Source organism: Dyella sp. GSA-30 (genome assembly GCF_027924605.1).
GTDB lineage: Bacteria > Pseudomonadota > Gammaproteobacteria > Xanthomonadales > Rhodanobacteraceae > GSA-30.
This window is the reverse complement of sequence record NZ_AP027042.1, coordinates 5,028,532-5,048,056: the sequence shown is the minus strand read 5'-3', so window position 1 is coordinate 5,048,056 and position 19,525 is coordinate 5,028,532. Positions and strand designations below refer to the sequence as shown.

The following is a 19,525-nucleotide window of genomic DNA, read 5'->3' as shown; positions in this document are numbered from 1 at the left end:
GAACGGTGCTTACGCATGGCCCAACGCTGCCGGTAGTAGACCGTCGACAAACGCCTGGGCATCGAACACACGCAGGTCGGTTGCGGTTTCGCCAAGGCCGATGAAGCGAATCGGCAGGCCGAATTCGCGCGCCAGGGCAAACACCACGCCGCCCTTGGCGGTGCCGTCGAGCTTGGTCACCACCAGGCCGGTCACGCCGACGATCTGGCGGAACTGACGAACCTGGCTCACTGCGTTCTGGCCGGTAGTGCCGTCGATCACCATCAGTACTTCATGCGGCGCTTCGGCGTCGATTTTTTTCAGCACGCGGGCGATCTTGCCCAGCTCGTCCATCAGGCCGCCCTGGGTGTGCAGGCGGCCGGCGGTGTCGGCGATGAGCACGTCGACATCGCGCGAGCGCGCGGCTTGCAGCGCGTCGAAGATCACGCTGGCCGAATCGGCGTCCTGGCCCTGCGAGATCACCGGCACGTCGTTGCGCGCGCCCCAGGTCTTGAGCTGCTCGACCGCGGCGGCGCGGAACGTGTCTCCAGCGGCCAGCATCACGTTACGGCGCTCGTCGCGGAAGCGGCGTGCAAGCTTGCCGATGGTGGTGGTCTTGCCGACGCCGTTGATGCCGACGGTAAGAATCAGGAACGGCTTGCGACCGCTGACATCGAGCGGTTGCTGTACCGGCGTCAATTGATCGACCAGCGCCTTGCGCAGCGCGGCGAGCAGGGCGTTGGCGTCGGCGAACTCGCGCTTGTGCATGCGCTTGCGCAGCGACTCGACCAGCTGTGTGCTGGCCTCGACGCCGACGTCGCCGGTAATCAGGGTGGTTTCGAGCTGGTCGAGCAGGTCGTCGTCCAGCTTGGGGTTGCGGCTGAACAGCGTGCTGAGGCCGCGGGCAAAGCCGCTGCCGGAAAGCCGCTCACGCCAGGAGCGCTTACCTGCCGCTGCCGCTTCGGCGGCAACCGGTGCGGGCGTGGCCTGCTCGGGAAGGTATTCGACGGCCTCGTCGGCGGCCGGCGCGGCCTCCGGTGGTGCGGCTTCGGCCAGGGCTTCGCCCAACGTGGGGGACAGGTCCTGCGCGGCGGCATCCGCGGCGGTCGCCGGGGCGTCCTGGCGCTGTTCTTCGGCCGTGTCGGTGGGCTTCTTCTTCCAGAACTTGAGCATCGGGGCGGGGATTCAAAGACAATAGAGGGAATGCTACCACCCTCATTCATACCCACCGCTGAGCGCGGCCCCTCTGGCGGAGGCCGCGCATGAGCGCTACCCCCGGTCGTATCCGCGTGATCGGCGGCCAATGGCGCAACTCGCGCCTGGAAGTACCCGACCTGCCCGGGCTCAGGCCCACGCCCGAGCGCGTGCGCGAAACCCTTTTCAACTGGTTGATGCCGGTGATCTCGGGGGCGCGCTGCCTGGACCTGTGCGCCGGTACGGGGGCGCTTGGGATCGAGGCCTTGTCGCGCGGGGCGGCCAGCGTGCGCTTTGTCGAGCGTGATGCGCGGGTGGCGCAGGCGCTGCGCGGGAATCTGCTGCGGTTGAAGATGCCCGGTGGTGAGGTCAGTACGCTGGATGCGGCAATTTATCTGCAGGGCGCGGTGCAGGCGTTCGATCTGGTGTTTCTCGATCCGCCGTTTGCCCTGGACTTGTGGGGCGGCTTGGCCGAACGGTTGGAGCAGGGTGGCTGGCTGGCGCCGCGGGCCTGGGTTTATGTGGAGTCGCCACGTGATGGAGCCCCGGCTTTGCCTGCTGGCTGGGCGCTTCATAGGGAAGGTGCAGCCGGTGAGGTGCGTTATGCGCTTTATCGGCGAGTGGAGTCCTAGAAACCCCTTCCTATCCGTCATCCCGGCGCAGGCCGGGACCCAGTGGCTTTGAAGTCGTTTGTCGCGAGAGTCGTCAAGCATTCGCCCTGCGGCGAAAACCAAGAACCGAAGCCACTGGGTCCCGGCCTGCGCCGGGATGACGAGTAGGGAAGTTTGTCGGAGGCTCGATAGCCCGCACCCCAGCATCCGCACCAGTACGGCAAAACCCGAGATATTGGCCGCGCCTTGGGCTAAGCTAGCGCTCCTTTTTCACCGAACCGCGACCTTTCCGTGGACAAGCCGCCGGTCAATACACGTCTCGCCGTTTACCCAGGCACCTTCGACCCGATCACCAACGGCCATGCCGATCTGGTCGCGCGCGCCGCGCCGCTGTTCGAGCGCATCGTGGTGGCGGTGGCCGAGAGCCCGAACAAGGGCAAGGGGCCGGGCTTCAGCCTCAACGAGCGCATTGCGCTGGCGCGTCTGGCCTTGGCCGATCTGCGCAATGTGGAAGTGCGCGGTTTCGATTGCCTGCTGGCCGACTTCGTCTCGCAGATCGGCGCCGGCGTGATCATCCGCGGGCTGCGCGCTGTGTCCGATTTCGAATACGAATTCCAGCTGGCCAGCATGAACCGCCATCTGATTCCCAAGGTCGAGACGTTGTTCCTGACGCCGGCCGAGCAGTACAGCTTTATTTCTTCCTCGCTGGTGCGCGAGATCGGCCGCCTCGGCGGCGATATTTCCGGCTTCGTGCATCCGGCGGTTCAACAGGCCATGCGTCAGCGCTGGCAACAGAGTCTGTCCGAGCAGGCTTGATTCCATTCAACGCAAAAACATTCAAGGTGATCATCATGCGTAAGTTCGCTCTCGTTGCCCTCCTCGCGCTCACCGGTGCCGTGGTCCTGTCCGGTTGCAGCAAGTCGGATGACGATCAACAGGCTTCGCAGCAGCAACAGGTGCAGAAGGTTGCCAAGCCGACCGATCCGAACGACTCCAAGGCGTGGAATGCCTACCTCGGCCAGATCGTCACCCAGAACATGCAGGGTATGACGGCCGACCGTCCGTACCCGTACCTGGTCAATGCCGGCGACACCGATGACGCCAAGGCGTCGCGCGACCGTCAGCTGCAGAACGTGCAGGACGTGATCGCCCGTGGCGTGCTGCCGGGCAATATGCTGGTGTTTGCCGGTCCGGAGTCCGCCAAGACCGCCGACCTGATCCAGGCCGCGTTCAAGGACGCCAAGCCGGGTTCGTTCAAGGATGTGATCATCCTGTTCATCGGCGACCAGGCTGACCAGCAGCGCGTCACCGAAACGCTGCAGCCGACCGGCGCGCAGGTGCGTTTCGTCGCGATGTAATCGCAAGGGCGCATCTGCGCTCTTGGACGCGGGGGCGGTTTCCGCCGTAGCGGCCCGTACGGGTTGCCACGGCGGGAATCGCCCCCACGTCATTTGCGGGCCTTCAATCGTTATAAGGCGCCCATCCGTCCCTCGTGTAAACTCGTCTTTATGTCCCTGAAAATCCTCGATACCTGCGTCAATTGCGACGTCTGCGAACCGGTCTGCCCGAACAAGGCCATCTCGCTTGGCGAGGAGTACTACGTGATCGATCCCTCGTTGTGCACCGAATGCATCGGGCACCATGACGAGCCGCAGTGCGTGGTGGTCTGCCCGGTCGAATGCATCGAGGTCGACCCGAACCACACCGAGACGCACGCGCAACTCGAACTCAAATACCAGCAATTGATGAGCAAGGAGACTGGAGCATGAGGTTTCTCAATGGGCCTGCGTTGCTGCTTGGCTTGGTGGTAAGCGGCAGTGCGGCCTTTGCGGCTGATGTCGCGCCGCAGAATGGGGCTGCACATAGCCCGGCCAAGTCCACGCTCGTTGCACGCGAAAAGCCCGGCCATGCGGCGATCGCCAGCGCGAACTTCCACGCCACCGAAGCCGGTCTGGAAGTGCTCGCCAAAGGTGGCAACGCATTCGATGCGGCGGTTGCGGTAGCTTCGTCGCTATCGGTGGTGGAGCCGGAAAGCTCGGGCACCGGCGGCGGCTTCATGGGCATCCTGCACCGTGCTTCCGACGGCCGTGACATCTTTATCGATGCGCGCGAAACCGCACCGGCGGCAGTCGACGTGAAGGACTACCTCAACGCCGATGGCACGCCCAATCGCGACAACTCGCTCAATGGCCCGCTGTCCGCCGGTATTCCGGGGCAGCCCGCCGGCCTGGTGTGGCTGGCCCAGCATTACGGCAAGCTGCCGCTGAAAGTGTCGCTGGCGCCTGCGATCAAGCTGGCGCGGGATGGCTTCAAGCTCGACAGCCGTCTTGCCGGCGCGATCCAGTCGCGGCAGAAAGATATCAAGCGCTGGCCCGCCTCGGCGGCCAAGTTCCTACCCGACGGCAAGGCGCCAGCCGAAGGTGAACTGTGGCGCGATCCCAACCAGGCCAAGACGCTCGAGGGTATCGCCGAGCACGGCCTGGATGGTTTCTATCGCGGCGAAACGGCCAAGGCGATGGTCGATGCGGTCAAGGCTGCCGGCGGCCGCTGGACGTTGAAGGACCTGGAAAGCTATCGCGTAAAAGAGCGCGAGCCGATCGTGCTCGACTACCGCGGCTACAAGATCGTCACCGCGCCGCCGCCGTCTTCCGGTGGTGTGGCGATCGCGGAGATCCTCAATATCCTTTCCGGCTTCGACCTGACCAAACTCGATGACGCACATCGCACGCATCTGGTGATCGAGGCGATGCGTCGTGCGTTCCGCGATCACAACGATTACCTGGGCGACCCGGATTTCGTGAAGATCCCGATGGACATGTTGTTGTCGCCGTACTACGCCGATGGCCTGCGCCAGACCATCCTGCCCGACAAGGCGACGCCGTCGTCGATGCTGCCATCCAGCGGCGGCACCGATCCGGGTATGCATACCACGCATTTCTCGATCATCGATGCCGACGGCAACATGGTGTCGATCACGTCGACGGTGAACTACACGCTCGGTTCGACTTTTGTTGCAGGCGATACCGGCGTGCTGCTCAACGATGAAATGGACGACTTTGCATTAGTGCCCAACAAGCCGAACGTCTATGGCCTGCTGGGCAGCAAGGCGAACGCGCCGGAGCCGGGCAAGCGCATGCTGTCCTCGATGGCGCCGAGCATCGTGATCGGCCCGGACCGCGTTGGCGTGATTGGCTCGCCGGGCGGCTCGACCATCATCACCCAGGTGCTCGAAGGCATCCTGGCGTTTGTCGACGGCAAGAGCGCCACCGACATCGCTGCACAGAAGCGTTTCCATCACCAGTTCATGCCCGACCGCGTCGATGTGGAAGAAGGCGCGTTCGACAAGCAGACCTCCGATGCGCTAACCGCGATGGGCTACGACCTGAAGACGCGTGAGTCGTGGGGCTTTATGAATGTGGTCACCTGGGATCTGAAGACGCACAAGCTCGATGCAGCGAGCGACCCGCGCCGGCCTTCGGGGCTTGGCAAGGTGCAATAACGCTCGGAAGTTTTGTAGGAGCGACTTCAGTCGCGACAAGCCGTGACGTAACCGCGTGTCGCGGTTGAAGCCGCTCCTACAAGCTAGCCAGACTGGGGATTTATATGCAGCTATGGTCACTCATCGGTAACTCGCAGCGCCTCGACGGCGGCGCGATGTTCGGCAATGCGCCGAAGGCATTGTGGTCGCGCTGGATCGCTACCGACGAACAAAATCGCATTCCGTTGGCCTGCCGCTGCCTGTTGGTAAAAGACCTCGACGGTCGCAATGTACTTTTCGAAACCGGTATCGGCGCTTTCTTCGAGCCCGCCTTGCGCGAACGTTATGGCGTCGTCGAAGAAAAACACGTGTTGCTCGATTCGCTGGCCGAGGCGGGCCTCACCCACGAAGACATCGATGTCGTGGTGCTGTCGCATCTGCATTTCGATCATGCCGGCGGCTTGCTTGCGCCCTGGCAGGAAGGGCAGGCGCCGAGCCTGTTGTTTCCCAAGGCGACTTTTGTCGTCGGCGCCGAGCATTGGCAGCGCGCGCGGCATCCGCATCCGCGCGATCGTGCATCGTTCATTCCCGAGCTGTGCGATCTGCTCGAAAGCAGCGGCCGGCTTGAACTGGTCGAAGGCGACTATTCCAAGGTTCTGGGCGAAGCCGTGCGCCTGAGCTATTCGGATGGCCATACGCCCGGTCTGATGCTGGCCGAGGTCGGCAAGGTGGTGTTCTGCGCCGACCTTATCCCCGGTCGCTTCTGGGTGCACCTGCCCATTACCATGGGCTACGATCGGTGGCCTGAGAAATTGATCGACGAGAAGCGGGGGTTTCTCGACGACAAGCTCGAGCGCGGGGTGCAGCTTTTCTTCACGCACGATCACGACTGCGCCATGGCGCGCGTGACCCGGGACGAGCGTGGCCGCTACGGCACCGCCGACGAACAACGTGAACTCAAAGGGGTAGTTATCGCATGAGGTTCGGCCGGGGCGAGGATCTGAGCGTATCGATCTGGATTCAGCGCGCGCTTGGCGCGTTGCTTCTGCTCGCCGGCATCGGTCTGGCCGCGACGACGGAAAAGAGTCTGGCCGTCCACATGGCGGCGTCGGAACGCCATGGTGGCCAGATTCTGGATCTCGGCAGCGAGGAGCGCGTGCAGCCGGGTCAGTACGGCCACATGGTGCGCGTTGCCGGCGAGCCGCAGGTGATCGAGTCGCCGTACGACCCGGATTTCAACCAGCATGCGAAAACGCCGGTGCTGGTGCGCCATGTGGAGATGTACCAATGGCGCGAAGTGCGCATTGGCGACCAGGTGCACTACGAAGTGGACTGGGTCGATCGCCCGCTGGATTCGAGCCGGTTCGCGCAGCCCAGGGGGCACGAGAATCCCGGCGCCTTCCCGATCGAAGGCAAGCAGTTCGATGCGGGGCTGGTGCGCATGAATGGCCTGGCGCTGGGGCCCGCTCTGGTGCATGCCTTGCCCGGCGGTGAGCCGGTCACTCCGGATATAAAGAACTTGCCGTCCAATATGGCGGCGACGTTTACGTTGAACGACAACCATCTGGTCACGAGCGCGAGGCCCGGCGATCCGCGGCTCGGCGATATTCGGGTCAGCTGGGAGGCCATACCGGTACAGACGGTGACGGTTTTCGCTCGTGTCAGTGGCGATCGGCTGGTGCCGGCGGCGGATGCGTCCGATGGCAAGGGCTTCGATGTGCAGATCGGCGACCGCCGACTCGACGATGTCCTGCCTGATGTGCCCCCAGCGCCCTCGTTGTTGTGGGTGCGGCGGATTGTTTCGGTGCTGCTCGGTGTGTTTGCTGCGTTCTTGCTATTGCAGGCACCACGGCGTGAGCCACTGTTGGCATTGGGTATTGGCGTGGCGGTAGTCGCGGCCGTGGCCGGTATCTGCTGGATCGGCGACGAGATGATGTTGGCGGCCGGGTGGTTGCTGGCGGCGCTGGTTGGACTTGGGATCATCGCCTGGAGATTGCGGGTTCGACGCGCGCTTTAAGCGCTACACGTATTGCGGTTGCTCTCCCGTGATCGTCATTCCGGCGTAGGCCGGAACCCAGTGGGCCCAGGATTCGATTTTTGCCATAGCCTACAAAAAGCCTTTCACCTATCGCGAAAAGCTGAGTGTTTCGTCACTGGGTTCCGGCCTGCGCCGAAATGACGAGTTTAGAGAGAGTGAGTCTCAAGCTGGCAATAAAAAAGCGGAGCCAGGCTCCGCTTTTTTATTGCATCCAATTCAATCAACTCAATTCGGCCGCTGTTCCGCAAACGAATACACATGGTCGGCCCATCGCGTCGCTTCCAGATAGATGCCGGCCATGCGGCGGATCTGTTGCGGTTGCGTGCCGTTGTTGCGCATGTCGCCGGCTTCCCATTGCACGACCTGGTCGAGCAGTGGAGCGAACGGGCCGCGACGGCCGACCAGCGCGTTGCGGATATCCGGTGCCAACGGCAGATGCTCGAGCAGGAAATCCAGCGGCGCGCACATCAGCGTATCCAGCAGCGAGAACAGGCCGGCGGTAAATGCCATTTCGCGTTCGGCGCGCGGCATGCCCTGCGCCAGCTGTTCGCACATGTGTGCACGAATCAGTGCGGCACGCAGCAATTCGGGTGGGCGATCGTTCATGCCGCTCAGCGCCATCGTGCTGATCCAGTTACGCATGCGGTTGAGACCGAAAAAGATCGCCGCCTGCTCGACCGACTTCAACTGCTTGGGCAGCGCGAAGTACGCCGAGTTGACGCAGCCGAGCAGCTTGTAGCTCAGGATCGCGTCGTTACGAATGACCTGGCCCAGCTCGACCGGGCCCGCCGATTCTTCCTCCAGCGCGCGCAACAGGCGCAGCACGCTCAGGCGATTGGCGGTGAGTACCGGCACATCCACCTTTTCCGGCAGCAGCAGGTAACCGCCCTGGATCGCCGCGAATGGCAGCTCCATGCAACGCTGGCAGGTTTCATGATCTTCGACATGGCCGGCGATGACCTGCAGGCCGCGTGCATGCAGTTGTTCGCAATGGTCGCGCAGCGTGGCCGGATCGAGCTGCTTGGCATCCAGGCGCACGAAGCGCACGAAGCTGAGCAGGATATTGGCCGAGCGGTCGCCGCCGACCTGAGGGATCGGATCTGCGCCCAGGTCCAGCATCAGCGCGCAGCCGCGCTGCGACAGCATCTGCAGGCGTCCCATCATCGCTTCATCCTCGGCCCAGGCCGAGTCGATCACCAGGCCGATGCGCGGGTAGCGCAACACCAGCTCCGACTGCTCCATCACCAGCTCGTGCGACAGCCGCACGAAGACGCGGTTATCGCGCGCCAGGCGTGTGACCGAGCCGTCGATGATGGTCGATAGAACGCGACGCATCAGGTTCGATTCGTCATCGCCGTCGCCCTGGATCAACAACTCGTAGGCGACCAGCTGATGTTCGCGGTCCAGCATCGGCACGCGGACGACCGGGAGCGGGACTTCGTTAAAGGTGGCGGCTAGATAGGCTTCAGGCACGGTGCTGGCAACGGTGGTATCACTCATGAAGACTCATCAATGTCTGCACAGGCGCTCTGGCGAACGGTCCCCTGCGAATCATTCCACCGTCGCCGCTATGGAAAGCGACGGTCCCCTGGATGTGCTCGTTTTGAACCGCGATCAGGCTTGCGCAAGCGGTAGCGATCGAAAGCCGCCGCGCACCTTGCCTGCCGGGTTGTATACGTTGACTTCGTCTTTGCCGCCGGTAAGGACGGACAAGGCGCGCCTGACGTGTTGAAGCCGTTGTTCGACGATATCGCCGTTGCGCTGGTTGGCCTGCTGGCATGCCGCCAGCGTCTTGAGAATGCCTGACCAGGTCTGCTGATGGTTTTCGTTGTGCGAATCGATGTTCTGGGTCAGCTGCAGGCGTTCGCCATCGAGCTGTTCCAGTTGGTGCATCAGGCTCTGCTTGCGTTCGCCGGCGCGATTGAGCGCATCGGCGTCGGCCCGGTCCAGTGCGGCGCGCTCGTCGCTCAGCACCTGGTCCAGGTCGGCGACGGCGCCCTGCATATCGGCCAGCACGGCCGACAGCGCGTCGTTCATTTCCGCGAGCAGCCGTGAGCCCATGCGCTTACTTGCCGCCGAGCTGGGTATTGAGCGAAATCAGCTTGTCGGCAATATTGGCCGGATTGGGCTTGTAGCTGCCGTCGGCGATCGACTGGCGGATCTTGTCGACCTTCTGCTGGTCGACTTCGCTGCCGCCTTGCGCCGCCTGGGTCAGCGCGCGCGCCGAGTCGGTCAGCTTGACGCTGTCGTTGGCCGGCCCGGTCACCGGCTTGGCGCTGGCCGCCGTGGCGTCCTGAGTGCTGCCGCCGCTCTGACCACTTTGGGTCTGCGGCAGAACCGGCAGTCCGTTGGAGGTGATGGTGGTGTTCATGGCTGGTCTCGTAGTCCCTGACTCGATGGGTTTCGGGTCTTGCCTATGGAAGCTATCGGCTGGCTGACGGGAAACTTTAGGCTCCTCGTGCCGCCGGTCGGGCAGGTTAATGCATACTGGGTCACGGAAGCGCCTCCACCAGCCCAGCCCCACGCACGATAGCGTCGATCGGCTTCCCGGAGCTGTCGTTGCGCACGCGCAGGCGTGCGCCGGTGTCGCCGCTGCCGAGGGCTACGCCGGTGGCGCGTACCTCGATGCCGCTGATACGGGCAATCATCTGAACATGGTCGCCGGCCTTTACGGTCTGGCGGCTGCCCATGGCGCTGGGCGTGAGCACACTGCCGGCCATGAGCGGCCGGGCCAGCGAGCGTCCGGCCACCTGGTCGAGCGAATCGATATAGCCATAGCCCAGCCGTGTGATATCGCGTTCCTCGCCATGCACGTCGGCCGCGGTGATGCCGTCGCCGCGTTGCAGGGGGCGCGTGGTCACCAGTACCTGGCGATAAAGCTGCAGGCGTACCGGCACGCGGATCTTCCAGCCGCCCGCCATGGGGCAACTGACTTCCACGGCCATGCGTGCGGAAGGGCGGGCCTCGTTGGATATGGCTGTTTTCAGTGGTGCGGTGCACTCGGCCAACTGCAGGCGCGAGTCAAGCTTGTCTGCCTGCACCTCCGCGCGGCTGCCCGATGCGGCGTAGTGCTGACGCAACGCATCCTCGGCGGCCTGACGCAGACGATCCGGCGAGGAGGGCGCGGCCTGCGCCGGCATGGCGCACGCCCAGGCCGCGCCCAGCAGCGCGAACGCTGTGGCGTAGCTCAAGGGGCTGCGCGGAACAAACCTCATGCAACCGCATCCGCGAGCAGCACGCCCAGTTGCTGATGAATGGTTTCGCGTTCGGCTTCGACTCGGTTGGGGTAATCGGCCGCGCGTTGCAGATCGCCTTGGCTGATCAGGCTGACGAAGGCGCCGGCATGGGTGCTCAAGCGCTGGCCCGCGGCCATTAACTGCTCGGCGGCCGGATGGGCGGCGTGCTTGTCGGCGAGGCGTGCAAGTACATGATCGAGTACGGCGGTGTCGAACCAGCGGCGGTCGAGTGCGGCCGGTTCGTGCAAGGCCAGCTCCATCGCCTGTCGCAAGCCCTGGATCGACTCGCGCAAGCTCAAACTGAGGCCGGCCAGGGAATGCTCCGCATCCTGGTCGAGCCAACCCAGGCACAAGCGGTGCGACAACACGCAGGCGCGGTCCAGCGCCTCGGCCTGGCGACGCGCTTCGACCGTACGTTTCTGCAAGACACCGAGTGCGGCCTGCGAACCGGCGATGCGTGCGCTTTGCGAATCCGAGCTTTGTTGTACGTTTTGCAGGCGCGTCATCGCGCCATGCAAGGTCTCCGCGCCCTCGCGCAATGCGCTGGCGGTGTGGGTGATGCGTTCCTGTGCGTTCTCCAGGCGGCGCATGCCTTGCTGCACGTCGCCGTCGAGCTGTTGCGAGAAATCGCCGATGGAACCGGTTACCGCTTCGATCTCGCCGGTGGCCTGGCTGGTTTTTTCGGCCAGCTGCTTCACCTCGTCGGCAACCACGGCAAAGCCCTTGCCGGCTTCGCCCGCGCGCGCGGCTTCGATCGCCGCATTCAGGGCGACCAGGTTGGTCTGATGGGCAATCTCCTGCACGCTCGCGGTGAGCTTGCGGATCTGCGCGACCTGTTCGGCCAGTTTGGCCTGGTTGCGATTCATGGCCGACAGCGCGCTGCGCAGCAGGCGCAGCTGCCCATCGACTTCGTTTACCGTCGCCGCACCGTGGCGGGTGGTTTCCCGGGCCTGCTCGATGCCATTGACGGTTTGCTGCAACCCCGACGAAATCCCGGCGCCCCCATCCGTCAAACGTCCGACGCCGGCCCGGCTCTCGCCGGTGGCTTCTTCCAGCGCCTGGTGTTCGCGCAATAGCGCCTGCGCCGCGTTGAGCATCAGACTCTGTTGCTCTACCGCCTGCAGCGCCACCGCTGCCGGTTCGCTCGGCCTGGCCAGCGCAAGCAAGGGAGCCAATGCGTCCGCCATCGCCGGATACTCGCGCGACAGACGCTCGACCTGCGCGGTATGGCCTTTGGCGGCTGCCTGAGCCAGTGCGGCGAGTTGCTTGCTGCGGATAAAACTCATGGACGAAAGCATTCCTGATGAGGGTTGTCTCCCCATAGATCGGCTGGAGACGGCGGAGCTTGAGGATGCAAGGCGTGTGCCAGGGGGCGGAGTGAGTGGAAAGGAGTGAGGAGTGAGAAGAGCCGCTATCTCCACGCCATGTCTCATGCCCTCTTAGTCGTCATTCCGGCGCAGGCCGGAATCCATTCCTCAGCACTTCCGCTTGAGAAACTCCACCTGATACGCGAGAGGCTGAGGAGTGGATTCCGGCGTGCGCCGGAATGACGAGGTAGGAGGGTATTGTTGGAAATCTGGAGACGCTAAAGCTCCCCCCAATCCTGCCGATAACCTACCTGTCCTCTTGCGCGTCAGATTTCCGTCTCCTCAACCCTTGAGTAGACGAGAAGGCCTTCTCTGATCCAGTGCAAACCCAGCTGCCAAGCCACTTTCCAGGCCATGGCACGCAACTTGCCACAGACACCTCGCGGCGACCGCCGTGGGGAGTTTGCGATGAGTCAAATCAACGACAACTTGTTCGGATTGCACACGCAAGCGCTAGGCCTTTGGCAGAAGCGTGCCGAGGTGCTGTCCGGCAACCTGGCCAATGCCGACACGCCGGACTATCTCGCGCGCGATGTGGATTTCCGCAAGGCGTTGACCCAGGCGAGTGGTAATCAGCTGCCCCTGAACGCGCCGACCGCGGGGCAGATCGATCCGAATGCCAATGCGGGTGAACAGCTCGCCTACCGTGTACCCACACAGCCGTCGATGGACGGCAACACCGTCGATACGCAGGTCGAACAGGCGCAGTTCGCCGGTAACACGGTGCACTACCAGGCCAGCCTCAGTTTCATCACGGCGCAGATTCACATGCTGCGTACCGCCATTACCGAGGGCCAGAGCTGATGTCCTCTCTCTTCAAGATTTTCGATACCGCCGGTTCGGGCATGGCGGCGCAGTCGACGCGGCTCAATACCGTGGCGAGCAACTTGGCCAACGCCGACACGGTCAGCTCGACGCCAGAAGGTGCCTATCGTGCAAAGGAGCCGCTGTTCGCGACCCTGCACGACAACGCGCTCAAGGCCGGTGCGGCTGCGCAGAACGACGGCACCAGCGGCGTGCAGACCCTGGGCGTGAGCGAGAGCCAGGCCGATATCCAGTCGCGTTACGAGCCGGGCAATCCGATGGCCGACGCCAATGGTTATGTCTACGGCAGCAACGTCAATCCGATCGACGAACTGGTCAACATGATCTCGGCGTCGCGTTCGTATCAGAACAACGTCGAAGTCATGAACACGGCCAAGCAGCTGATGCTCAAGACGCTGGACGTGGGCAAGTAACGGGGAACATGAGATGACTGCCGTCAATACCAACAACACCACGAACAACACCAATAACTCGAGCAGTAGTTCGGGTGCGGGCAGTGCCGCTTCGGCATCGATCAGCCAGGCCGATTTCCTGAAGCTGCTGACCGCGCAGCTGCAGGCGCAGGACCCGACCAATCCAATGGACAACTCGCAGTTCGTCGCGCAGCTGGCCCAGTTCAGCCAGCTGCAGGCAACGCAGGATCTGGACACGAACCTGCAGTCGCTCAGCTCCAACATCAATACCTCGATGCAGACCTCGCAGGTGATCAACTCCTCGTCGCTGCTCGATCGCAACGTCCTGGTGCCGTCGACGAACATGACGCTCACCAGCGGCACGCCCGCTGGCGGTGCCGTCAATTTCACGGCAGCAGGTACGGCGACGGTGACGATCAGCGACGCAGCCGGCAACCCGATCCGGCATATCACCGTCAGCAACACCAGCGCGGGTCTGACGCAGTTTTCCTGGGACGGGAAGGACGACAACGGCAATGCGGTCTCGCCGGGTTCGTACGCGATTTCTGCCAGCACCGGCAGCGGCAGCAGCAGTTCGTTGGATACGTATGTGTCCGGCAAGGTCTCGGGCGTCGGCTTCGGTGGCGACAGCGTGGGTACCTATCTCCAAGTGACTGGCGTGGGCGGCGTGCCGCTGAGCCAGGTCGCGCAAATTCTCTGACCGAAGACGTCCGAGCGCTTCACCTTCTTGAGGAACTAACGCATGGCTCTGAATCAGGCACTCAGTGGCATCAACGCGGCGCAGGCCGATCTGAATGTCATCGCCAACAACATCTCCAACGCCAACACGGTGGGCTTCAAGGGCTCGCGTGCTGAGTTTGCCGACGTGTACGCGGTGACCGGTTTGAATCTCAATGCCACGGCAGTGGGCGGCGGTACGCGCCTGTCCGATGTGGCGCAGCAGTTTGCCCAGGGCGACACGCAGACCACCGGCAACAGCCTGGACATGGAAATCAACGGCAACGGCTTCTTCACGCTCAATACCGGCGCCGGCCTTGCATATACCCGCGCAGGCGATTTCAAGAAACTGGACGACGGCACTGTCGTAAGCAACGACGGCTACAAGTTGCAGATCTATCCGCCGACCGCCAACGGCTCGTTCGATACGAGCACGCTGACCAACCTGCAGCTGGTCAGCTCACAGAGCACGGCCACCGCGACCACCAAGGCGAGCATCGTGGCCAACCTGCCGGCCAGCGCCGCGCCGCCGACGGTAACGCCGTTCAGCCCGACCGACGCCAATAGCTACACCAATGCCACCACGTTCGCGGTGTTCGACTCGCAGGGTGGTACGCACCAGGCCACGGTGTATTACGTCAAGACCGCGACCAATACCTGGGACACGCATCTGTATGTGGACGGCCAATCCGCCGACACCACGCCGCCGCAGCAGCTGACGTTCAACTCCGCGGGCCAGATCGCCACGCCCACTACCGGCACATTGGCCTATAACCCGATCAACCTCGGCAATGGCTCCAATCCGCTGACGTTGACCTTGAACTTCTCCAACACCACGCAGTTCGGCACCGACTATACGCCGGGCACCATCAACAAGGATGGCGCGGAAGCGGGCACGCTGACCAGCATCGACATCAACAGTTCGGGCGTGGTCACCGCGAACTATTCCAACACCACCAGCACGGTGCTGGGCCAGGTGGCGATCGCCAACTTCGCCAACACGCAGGGTCTGCGCCAGCTCGGCAATACCAATTGGGCGGCGAGCAGCGATTCGGGTACGGCGGTAATGGGTACGGCCAACACCGGGCAGTTCGGCAGCATCACCTCGGGCCAGCTCGAATCGTCCAATACGGCCGATACCACCGCGCAGCTGGTCGACATGATCCAGGCACAGCGCGCCTATCAGGCGAATGCGCAGGTGCTGTCGACCGACAACACGCTGGCTTCGTCGCTGTTCAACGCGGTCTCGCGTTAATTAGGGGCCCGCCATGGACCGTTCCGTCTACGTAGCGATGACCGGGGCGACGCAGATCATGCGCGCCCAGGACGCCGTCAGCCACAACCTGGCGAATGCGTCGACGGTCGGTTTCAAGTCGGAGTTGAATGCGTTTCAAAGCGTGCCCGTGCTCGGCCAGGGGCTGGGCACGCGCATCAACGCGGTGGCGCAAGGCATCGGCCAGGACGTTGCGCAGGGAACGACCAGCACCACCGGTCGTTCGCTCGATGTTTCCGTGCAGGGCGGCGGCTGGATTGCGGTGCAGACACCCGACGGCAACGAAGGTTACACGCGCGCGGGCGACCTGCAGTTGACCGCTGATGGTGGTTTGACCGATTCGCGCGGCAATCAGGTATTGGGCAATTCCGGTCCGATCAACCTGCCCGATGCCGCACAGATCTCGATCGGCAATGACGGCACGGTGTCGACGGTGCCGCTGGGGCAGGGGCCCGACTCGGTGGCGACGGTCGATCGCATTCGCCTGGTCAATCCCGATCCGACGCAGATGCAAATGGGCAGCGATGGCCTGATGCACATGAACGACGGTACGCAGGCACCGACCGATGCCAACGTGCGGTTGTCGTCGGGCACGCTCGAAGGCAGCAACGTCAACCCGTCCGCCGAGCTGGTGAAGATGATTTCGCTGTCGCGTCAGTACGACATGCAGGTGAAGTCGATCCGCACCTCGGAAGACAACGCCGACTCCGCCAAGCAGCTGTTGCAGGCGAGCTGAGCGTAACTAATTCTTTTCTGGAGCCAAGCACATGCTTTCATCCTTGTGGATTGCCAAGACCGGTCTCGATGCGCAGCAGACGCGCATGGACGTGATCTCCAACAACCTGGCCAACGCCAACACCACGGGATTCAAGAGCTCGCGTGCCTCGTTCCAGGACCTGATCTATCAGAACAAGGGCCAGCCCGGCGGCCAGACCACCGAGCAGACGCAGTCGCCGACCGGCATGATGCTCGGCACCGGCGTGAAGATCGTCGGCACGCAGAAGATCTTCACCCAAGGCAATCCGACCCAGACCGGCAACGCTTTCGATCTGCAAATCGGTGGCGACGGTTTCCTGCAGGTCAGCATGCCCGACGGCACGATCGCCTATACGCGCGACGGTTCGTTGCATCCCGACCAGAACGGTCAGCTGGTCACCGCCGATGGTTATCCGCTGGAGCCGGCGATCACCCTGCCGCCGAATTACGCCAGTGTCACCATCGGTACCGATGGCACCGTCTCGGCAACGTCGAACGGCACCGCGACACCGACCACGCTCGGCACCATCCAGCTTGCGAATTTCGTCAATCCGGCAGGTCTGCAACCGCTGGGGCAGAACCTCTATGTCGAAACCGCATCGAGCGGTACCGCGCAAACCGGTCAGCCGGGTCTGAACGGCATGGGCACGCTTACGCAGGGCTCGCTGGAATCTTCCAACGTCAACGTGGTGGAAGAAATGGTCAACATGATCGAAACCCAGCGCACCTACGAAATGAACTCCAAATCCATCAGCAGCACCGACCAGATGCTGCAGGATCTCACGGACAAGCTATGAGCACGTTCATTCTCCCTCGTTTGGCCCTGGCCGCGCTGGCCTTGGCCGCGCTCGCCGGTTGCGCGATGGAGTCGCCGCACAAGGACGATGCCGAATGGGCTGCAACTGCTCCTGTGGCGCCTTCTGCGGCGCCAGCAGCGGACGGTTCGATCTTTCACGACGAACAGAATATGGAGCTGTTCTCCGACCCGCGCGCGCATCGTGTCGGCGACATTCTCACCATTACGCTGATCGAAAGCACGCAGGCCAGCAAGAAGTCCGAAACCAGCACCAGCAAGACCGATAAGACCGGTATCGATGCACCGACCATCCTGGGCCAGTCGCTGAAGTTCGGCGGCAAGGCGGCGGACATCACCACCAATGCCGCGCGCAGCTTCGACGGTAACGGCAGCAGCAGCCAGAGCAACCAGCTCACCGGCCAGATCACCGTCACCGTCGCGCAGCGCCTGACCAACGGCAACCTGCTGGTGCGCGGCGAGAAATGGCTGACGATCAACCAGGGCCAGGAACTGGTGCGTATCTCGGGCATCGTGCGTGCACAGGATATCGGCCAGGACAACAGCGTGCCGTCCACGCGCGTGGCCGATGCCCGCATTACCTATACCGGTCGCGGCACCCTGGCCGAAGCCAATACCAAGGGCTGGCTGTCGCGCTTCTTCAGCTCCAAGTGGATGCCGTACTGATGAATACGCCGATGGCCATGAGAGGAGTTGCCGCCTTTGCCTTCGCCATCCTGGCGTTGCTGGCTACCACGCATGCGCATGCCGACAAGGTGCGCGACCTGGCGCAGGTCGCCGGCGTGCGCAGCAATCAGTTGATCGGCTACGGCTTGGTCGTCGGCCTCGACGGCAGCGGCGACCAGACCACACAGGCGCCGTTCACTACGCAAAGCCTGGAAAACATGTTGCAGCAGTTTGGCGTGACCATTCCCGCCAGCGCTCGCCCGCAGTTGAAGAATGCCGCGGCGGTTACGATTACCGCCGAACTGCCGCCGTTCGCCAAGCCCGGTCAGACCATCGACATCACGGTGGCGTCGATCGGCAATGCCAAGAGCATTCGCGGCGGTGAGCTGTTGATGGCGCCGCTGCGTGGTGCCGACGGCAACACGTATGCGATTGCGCAGGGTAGTGTCGTGGTCGGTGGCGTCAGCGCGCAGGGCAAGAGTGGGTCCAGCGTGCAGGTGAATATTTCCGCCAGCGGCCGTATTCCCAATGGCGCGACGGTCGAGCGCAGCGTGGCCTCGTCGTTCAGCCAGGGCGGCGACCTGATGCTCAATCTCAATACACCCGATTTCATTACCTCATCGCGTATTGCCGATGCGATCAATCGTGCCTACGGCGCCGGTACGGCGCGTGCGCAGGATGGCGGTTCGGTGGTGGTACGCGGCCCGGTCGATGCGTCGCAAAAGGTAGCTTGGCTGGGCGCGATCCAGGCGCTCGAAGTAACTCCGGGCGATGCGCCTGCACGCGTGGTGGTCAACTCGCGTACCGGCACCGTGGTCATCGGCTCGGACGTGCGCGTCAGTGCTGCGGCCGTAGCGCACGGTGCGATCCAGGTCACCATCAGCGAACAACCGGCGGTCAGTCAGCCCAATGCTTTCGGTCAGGGTCAGACGGCCGTGGTGCCCAACAGCAGCGTGTCGGTCAGCGAAGACGGCGGCCACATGTTCAAGTTCGGCCCCGGCGCGAGCCTGGACTCCATCGTGCGCGCGGTCAATCAGGTGGGCGCCGCGCCCAGCGATCTCATCTCCATCCTGCAGGCGCTCAAGCAAGCCGGTGCCCTGCATGCCGAACTCGTCGTGATCTGACATGGCGGTCAACGACGCCACCATGCAAAGCGTCAACACCTGGACGGATCTGTCCGGGTTCAACGGCATGCGAGCGGCTGCGCAGAGCGACGCCAAGTCGGCGCTGCCGGCAGTCGCCAAACAGTTCGAGTCGATCTTCACTCAGATGATGCTGAAGTCGATGCGCGATGCAGGTGTTGGCGATGGGTTGACCGACAGCCAGGCCAGCGACTCCTGGCGCGACATGTTCGACCAACAGCTGTCGATCAATCTGTCCCAGAATGGCAACGGGCTGGGTATCGCGCAAATGCTGGTCAAGCAGCTCGGTGGGGCCGCAGGTAGTGCCGGCATTTCTGCCGATAGCGTGCAGCAGAAGCTGAACTCAGCTGCCAGTTCGGTAGCCTCAGCCGCCCAGAAGGCCGAGCCGTTCCTGCCGCAGAACGCGGCAGACTTTGTCGCCAAGCTGTTGCCGAGTGCGCAAGAGGCTGCAAAGAAGCTCGGCGTGTCGGTAAAGGCCGTGCTCGCACAGGCCGCGCTGGAAACCCAATGGGGCCAACATATGCCGCACGGCAAAGGGCAGAGCAGCAACAACCTGTTCGGGATCAAGGCTGGCTCCAGTTGGGACGGCAAGAAGGTCAGCGTGCCGACGCTGGAATACGAAGATGGCGTGGCGGTGCGCAAACAGGCGCAGTTCCGCGCGTACAACTCGGCCGGCGAATCCTTCGACGACTACGCCAAGATGATCAGCGAGAACCCGCGCTACGCCGGTGCCAAGGGGCACGGCGACGATGTGATGGGTTTTGCCAAGGGCTTGGTCGCTGGCGGCTACGCCACCGATCCCAGCTATGCGCACAAGCTTGCGGCGATCGCCAATGGGCCTGTGATGCGCCAGGCACTGGCAGCCGTGCAGCAAGCCATGCAGAGCACTGCCTCGGCTGCGGGCAAGGTGGCCACGACGGTCGCCGATACCGTGAATCAGGATATCGGTCAGGCGATCGATATGCTCAAGAATGCCGTCAATTTGCCGACACCCCCTTTGTGAAGCTCTAGGACTG

General features: G+C 63.3%; 22 protein-coding genes. 16 read left to right on the top strand and 6 right to left on the bottom strand.

Annotated elements, in window-relative coordinates; genetic code table 11:
• Positions 1–9: 9 nt before the first annotated feature.
• Positions 10–1,152: a signal recognition particle-docking protein FtsY gene (ftsY, locus tag QMG46_RS21785; protein ID WP_281849993.1), complete on the bottom strand. Its 1,143-nt coding sequence runs from the start codon at positions 1,150–1,152 to the stop codon at positions 10–12.
• Positions 1,153–1,241: 89 nt separating this feature from the next.
• On the opposite strand from ftsY, the gene rsmD reads away from it, so the two are divergent.
• The 7 genes from rsmD to QMG46_RS21750 all read left to right on the top strand — a co-directional run bounded on the left by rsmD (position 1,242) and on the right by QMG46_RS21750 (position 7,279).
• Entirely contained in the window at positions 1,242–1,805 is a 564-nt protein-coding gene (gene rsmD, locus QMG46_RS21780) for a 16S rRNA (guanine(966)-N(2))-methyltransferase RsmD (RefSeq protein ID WP_281849992.1), read from the top strand.
• A gap of 270 nt (positions 1,806–2,075) precedes the next feature.
• Entirely contained in the window at positions 2,076–2,600 is a 525-nt protein-coding gene (gene coaD, locus QMG46_RS21775; protein ID WP_281849991.1) for a pantetheine-phosphate adenylyltransferase, read from the top strand.
• Between the two features lie 35 nt (positions 2,601–2,635).
• Positions 2,636–3,142 (top strand): hypothetical protein, encoded by a 507-nt coding sequence (locus tag QMG46_RS21770; protein ID WP_281849990.1) that lies wholly within the window; start codon positions 2,636–2,638, stop codon positions 3,140–3,142.
• Positions 3,143–3,292: 150 nt separating this feature from the next.
• Positions 3,293–3,553 (top strand): YfhL family 4Fe-4S dicluster ferredoxin, encoded by a 261-nt coding sequence (locus QMG46_RS21765; RefSeq protein ID WP_281849989.1) that lies wholly within the window; start codon positions 3,293–3,295, stop codon positions 3,551–3,553.
• Entirely contained in the window at positions 3,550–5,283 is a 1,734-nt protein-coding gene (ggt, locus tag QMG46_RS21760; RefSeq protein ID WP_281849988.1) for a gamma-glutamyltransferase, read from the top strand. The genes QMG46_RS21765 and ggt overlap by 4 nt, the downstream gene beginning before the upstream one ends.
• A 104-nt stretch (positions 5,284–5,387) precedes the next feature.
• On the top strand, positions 5,388–6,242 hold the full coding sequence (locus QMG46_RS21755) for an MBL fold metallo-hydrolase (protein ID WP_281849987.1): 855 nt from the start codon (positions 5,388–5,390) through the stop codon (positions 6,240–6,242).
• Positions 6,239–7,279: a TMEM43 family protein gene (locus QMG46_RS21750; protein WP_281849986.1), complete on the top strand. Its 1,041-nt coding sequence runs from the start codon at positions 6,239–6,241 to the stop codon at positions 7,277–7,279. Before QMG46_RS21755 ends, QMG46_RS21750 begins: the two co-directional genes overlap by 4 nt.
• 246 nt (positions 7,280–7,525) lie before the next feature.
• Here the strand turns inward: QMG46_RS21750 and QMG46_RS21745 are convergent, their stop codons facing one another.
• From QMG46_RS21745 to QMG46_RS21725, 5 genes are all read right to left on the bottom strand, one after another.
• Positions 7,526–8,800 (bottom strand): EAL and HDOD domain-containing protein, encoded by a 1,275-nt coding sequence (locus QMG46_RS21745; protein WP_281849985.1) that lies wholly within the window; start codon positions 8,798–8,800, stop codon positions 7,526–7,528.
• Positions 8,801–8,914: 114 nt separating this feature from the next.
• The gene (locus tag QMG46_RS21740; RefSeq protein WP_281849984.1) at positions 8,915–9,361 is read right to left on the bottom strand and encodes a flagellar protein FlgN; all 447 of its coding nucleotides are present in this window, start codon (positions 9,359–9,361) and stop codon (positions 8,915–8,917) included.
• A 4-nt stretch (positions 9,362–9,365) separates the two neighbouring features.
• Positions 9,366–9,671, bottom strand: a complete 306-nt coding sequence (flgM, locus tag QMG46_RS21735; protein WP_281849983.1) for a flagellar biosynthesis anti-sigma factor FlgM — start codon at positions 9,669–9,671, stop codon at positions 9,366–9,368.
• A gap of 121 nt (positions 9,672–9,792) precedes the next feature.
• Positions 9,793–10,515 carry a flagellar basal body P-ring formation chaperone FlgA gene (flgA, locus tag QMG46_RS21730; RefSeq protein ID WP_281849982.1) on the bottom strand — a complete coding sequence of 241 codons (723 nt, stop codon included), beginning with the start codon at positions 10,513–10,515 and terminating at the stop codon, positions 9,793–9,795.
• Positions 10,512–11,822: a methyl-accepting chemotaxis protein gene (locus QMG46_RS21725; RefSeq protein ID WP_281849980.1), complete on the bottom strand. Its 1,311-nt coding sequence runs from the start codon at positions 11,820–11,822 to the stop codon at positions 10,512–10,514. Before QMG46_RS21725 ends, flgA begins: the two co-directional genes overlap by 4 nt.
• Positions 11,823–12,311: 489 nt before the next feature.
• Between QMG46_RS21725 and flgB the strand changes: the two genes are divergently transcribed.
• The 9 genes from flgB to flgJ are packed head-to-tail and all read left to right on the top strand — an operon-like array spanning position 12,312 to position 19,512.
• Entirely contained in the window at positions 12,312–12,707 is a 396-nt protein-coding gene (flgB, locus tag QMG46_RS21720; RefSeq protein ID WP_281849979.1) for a flagellar basal body rod protein FlgB, read from the top strand.
• Entirely contained in the window at positions 12,707–13,141 is a 435-nt protein-coding gene (gene flgC / locus QMG46_RS21715; RefSeq protein WP_281849978.1) for a flagellar basal body rod protein FlgC, read from the top strand. The genes flgB and flgC overlap by 1 nt, the downstream gene beginning before the upstream one ends.
• 13 nt (positions 13,142–13,154) lie before the next feature.
• Complete coding sequence (locus QMG46_RS21710) at positions 13,155–13,841, top strand: flagellar hook assembly protein FlgD (RefSeq protein WP_281849977.1); 687 nt, start codon at positions 13,155–13,157, stop codon at positions 13,839–13,841.
• A 42-nt stretch (positions 13,842–13,883) separates the two neighbouring features.
• Complete coding sequence (gene flgE, locus QMG46_RS21705) at positions 13,884–15,113, top strand: flagellar hook protein FlgE (protein WP_281849976.1); 1,230 nt, start codon at positions 13,884–13,886, stop codon at positions 15,111–15,113.
• A gap of 13 nt (positions 15,114–15,126) precedes the next feature.
• Positions 15,127–15,867 carry a flagellar basal-body rod protein FlgF gene (flgF, locus tag QMG46_RS21700; RefSeq protein ID WP_281849975.1) on the top strand — a complete coding sequence of 247 codons (741 nt, stop codon included), beginning with the start codon at positions 15,127–15,129 and terminating at the stop codon, positions 15,865–15,867.
• A 31-nt stretch (positions 15,868–15,898) separates the two neighbouring features.
• Positions 15,899–16,684 (top strand): flagellar basal-body rod protein FlgG, encoded by a 786-nt coding sequence (gene flgG / locus QMG46_RS21695; RefSeq protein WP_281849974.1) that lies wholly within the window; start codon positions 15,899–15,901, stop codon positions 16,682–16,684.
• Positions 16,681–17,367 (top strand): flagellar basal body L-ring protein FlgH, encoded by a 687-nt coding sequence (flgH, locus tag QMG46_RS21690; protein ID WP_281849973.1) that lies wholly within the window; start codon positions 16,681–16,683, stop codon positions 17,365–17,367. Before flgG ends, flgH begins: the two co-directional genes overlap by 4 nt.
• A gap of 17 nt (positions 17,368–17,384) precedes the next feature.
• Complete coding sequence (locus tag QMG46_RS21685) at positions 17,385–18,491, top strand: flagellar basal body P-ring protein FlgI (RefSeq protein WP_281852948.1); 1,107 nt, start codon at positions 17,385–17,387, stop codon at positions 18,489–18,491.
• Between the two features lies 1 nt (position 18,492).
• Positions 18,493–19,512 carry a flagellar assembly peptidoglycan hydrolase FlgJ gene (gene flgJ, locus QMG46_RS21680; protein WP_281849972.1) on the top strand — a complete coding sequence of 340 codons (1,020 nt, stop codon included), beginning with the start codon at positions 18,493–18,495 and terminating at the stop codon, positions 19,510–19,512.
• Positions 19,513–19,525: the final 13 nt, after the last annotated feature.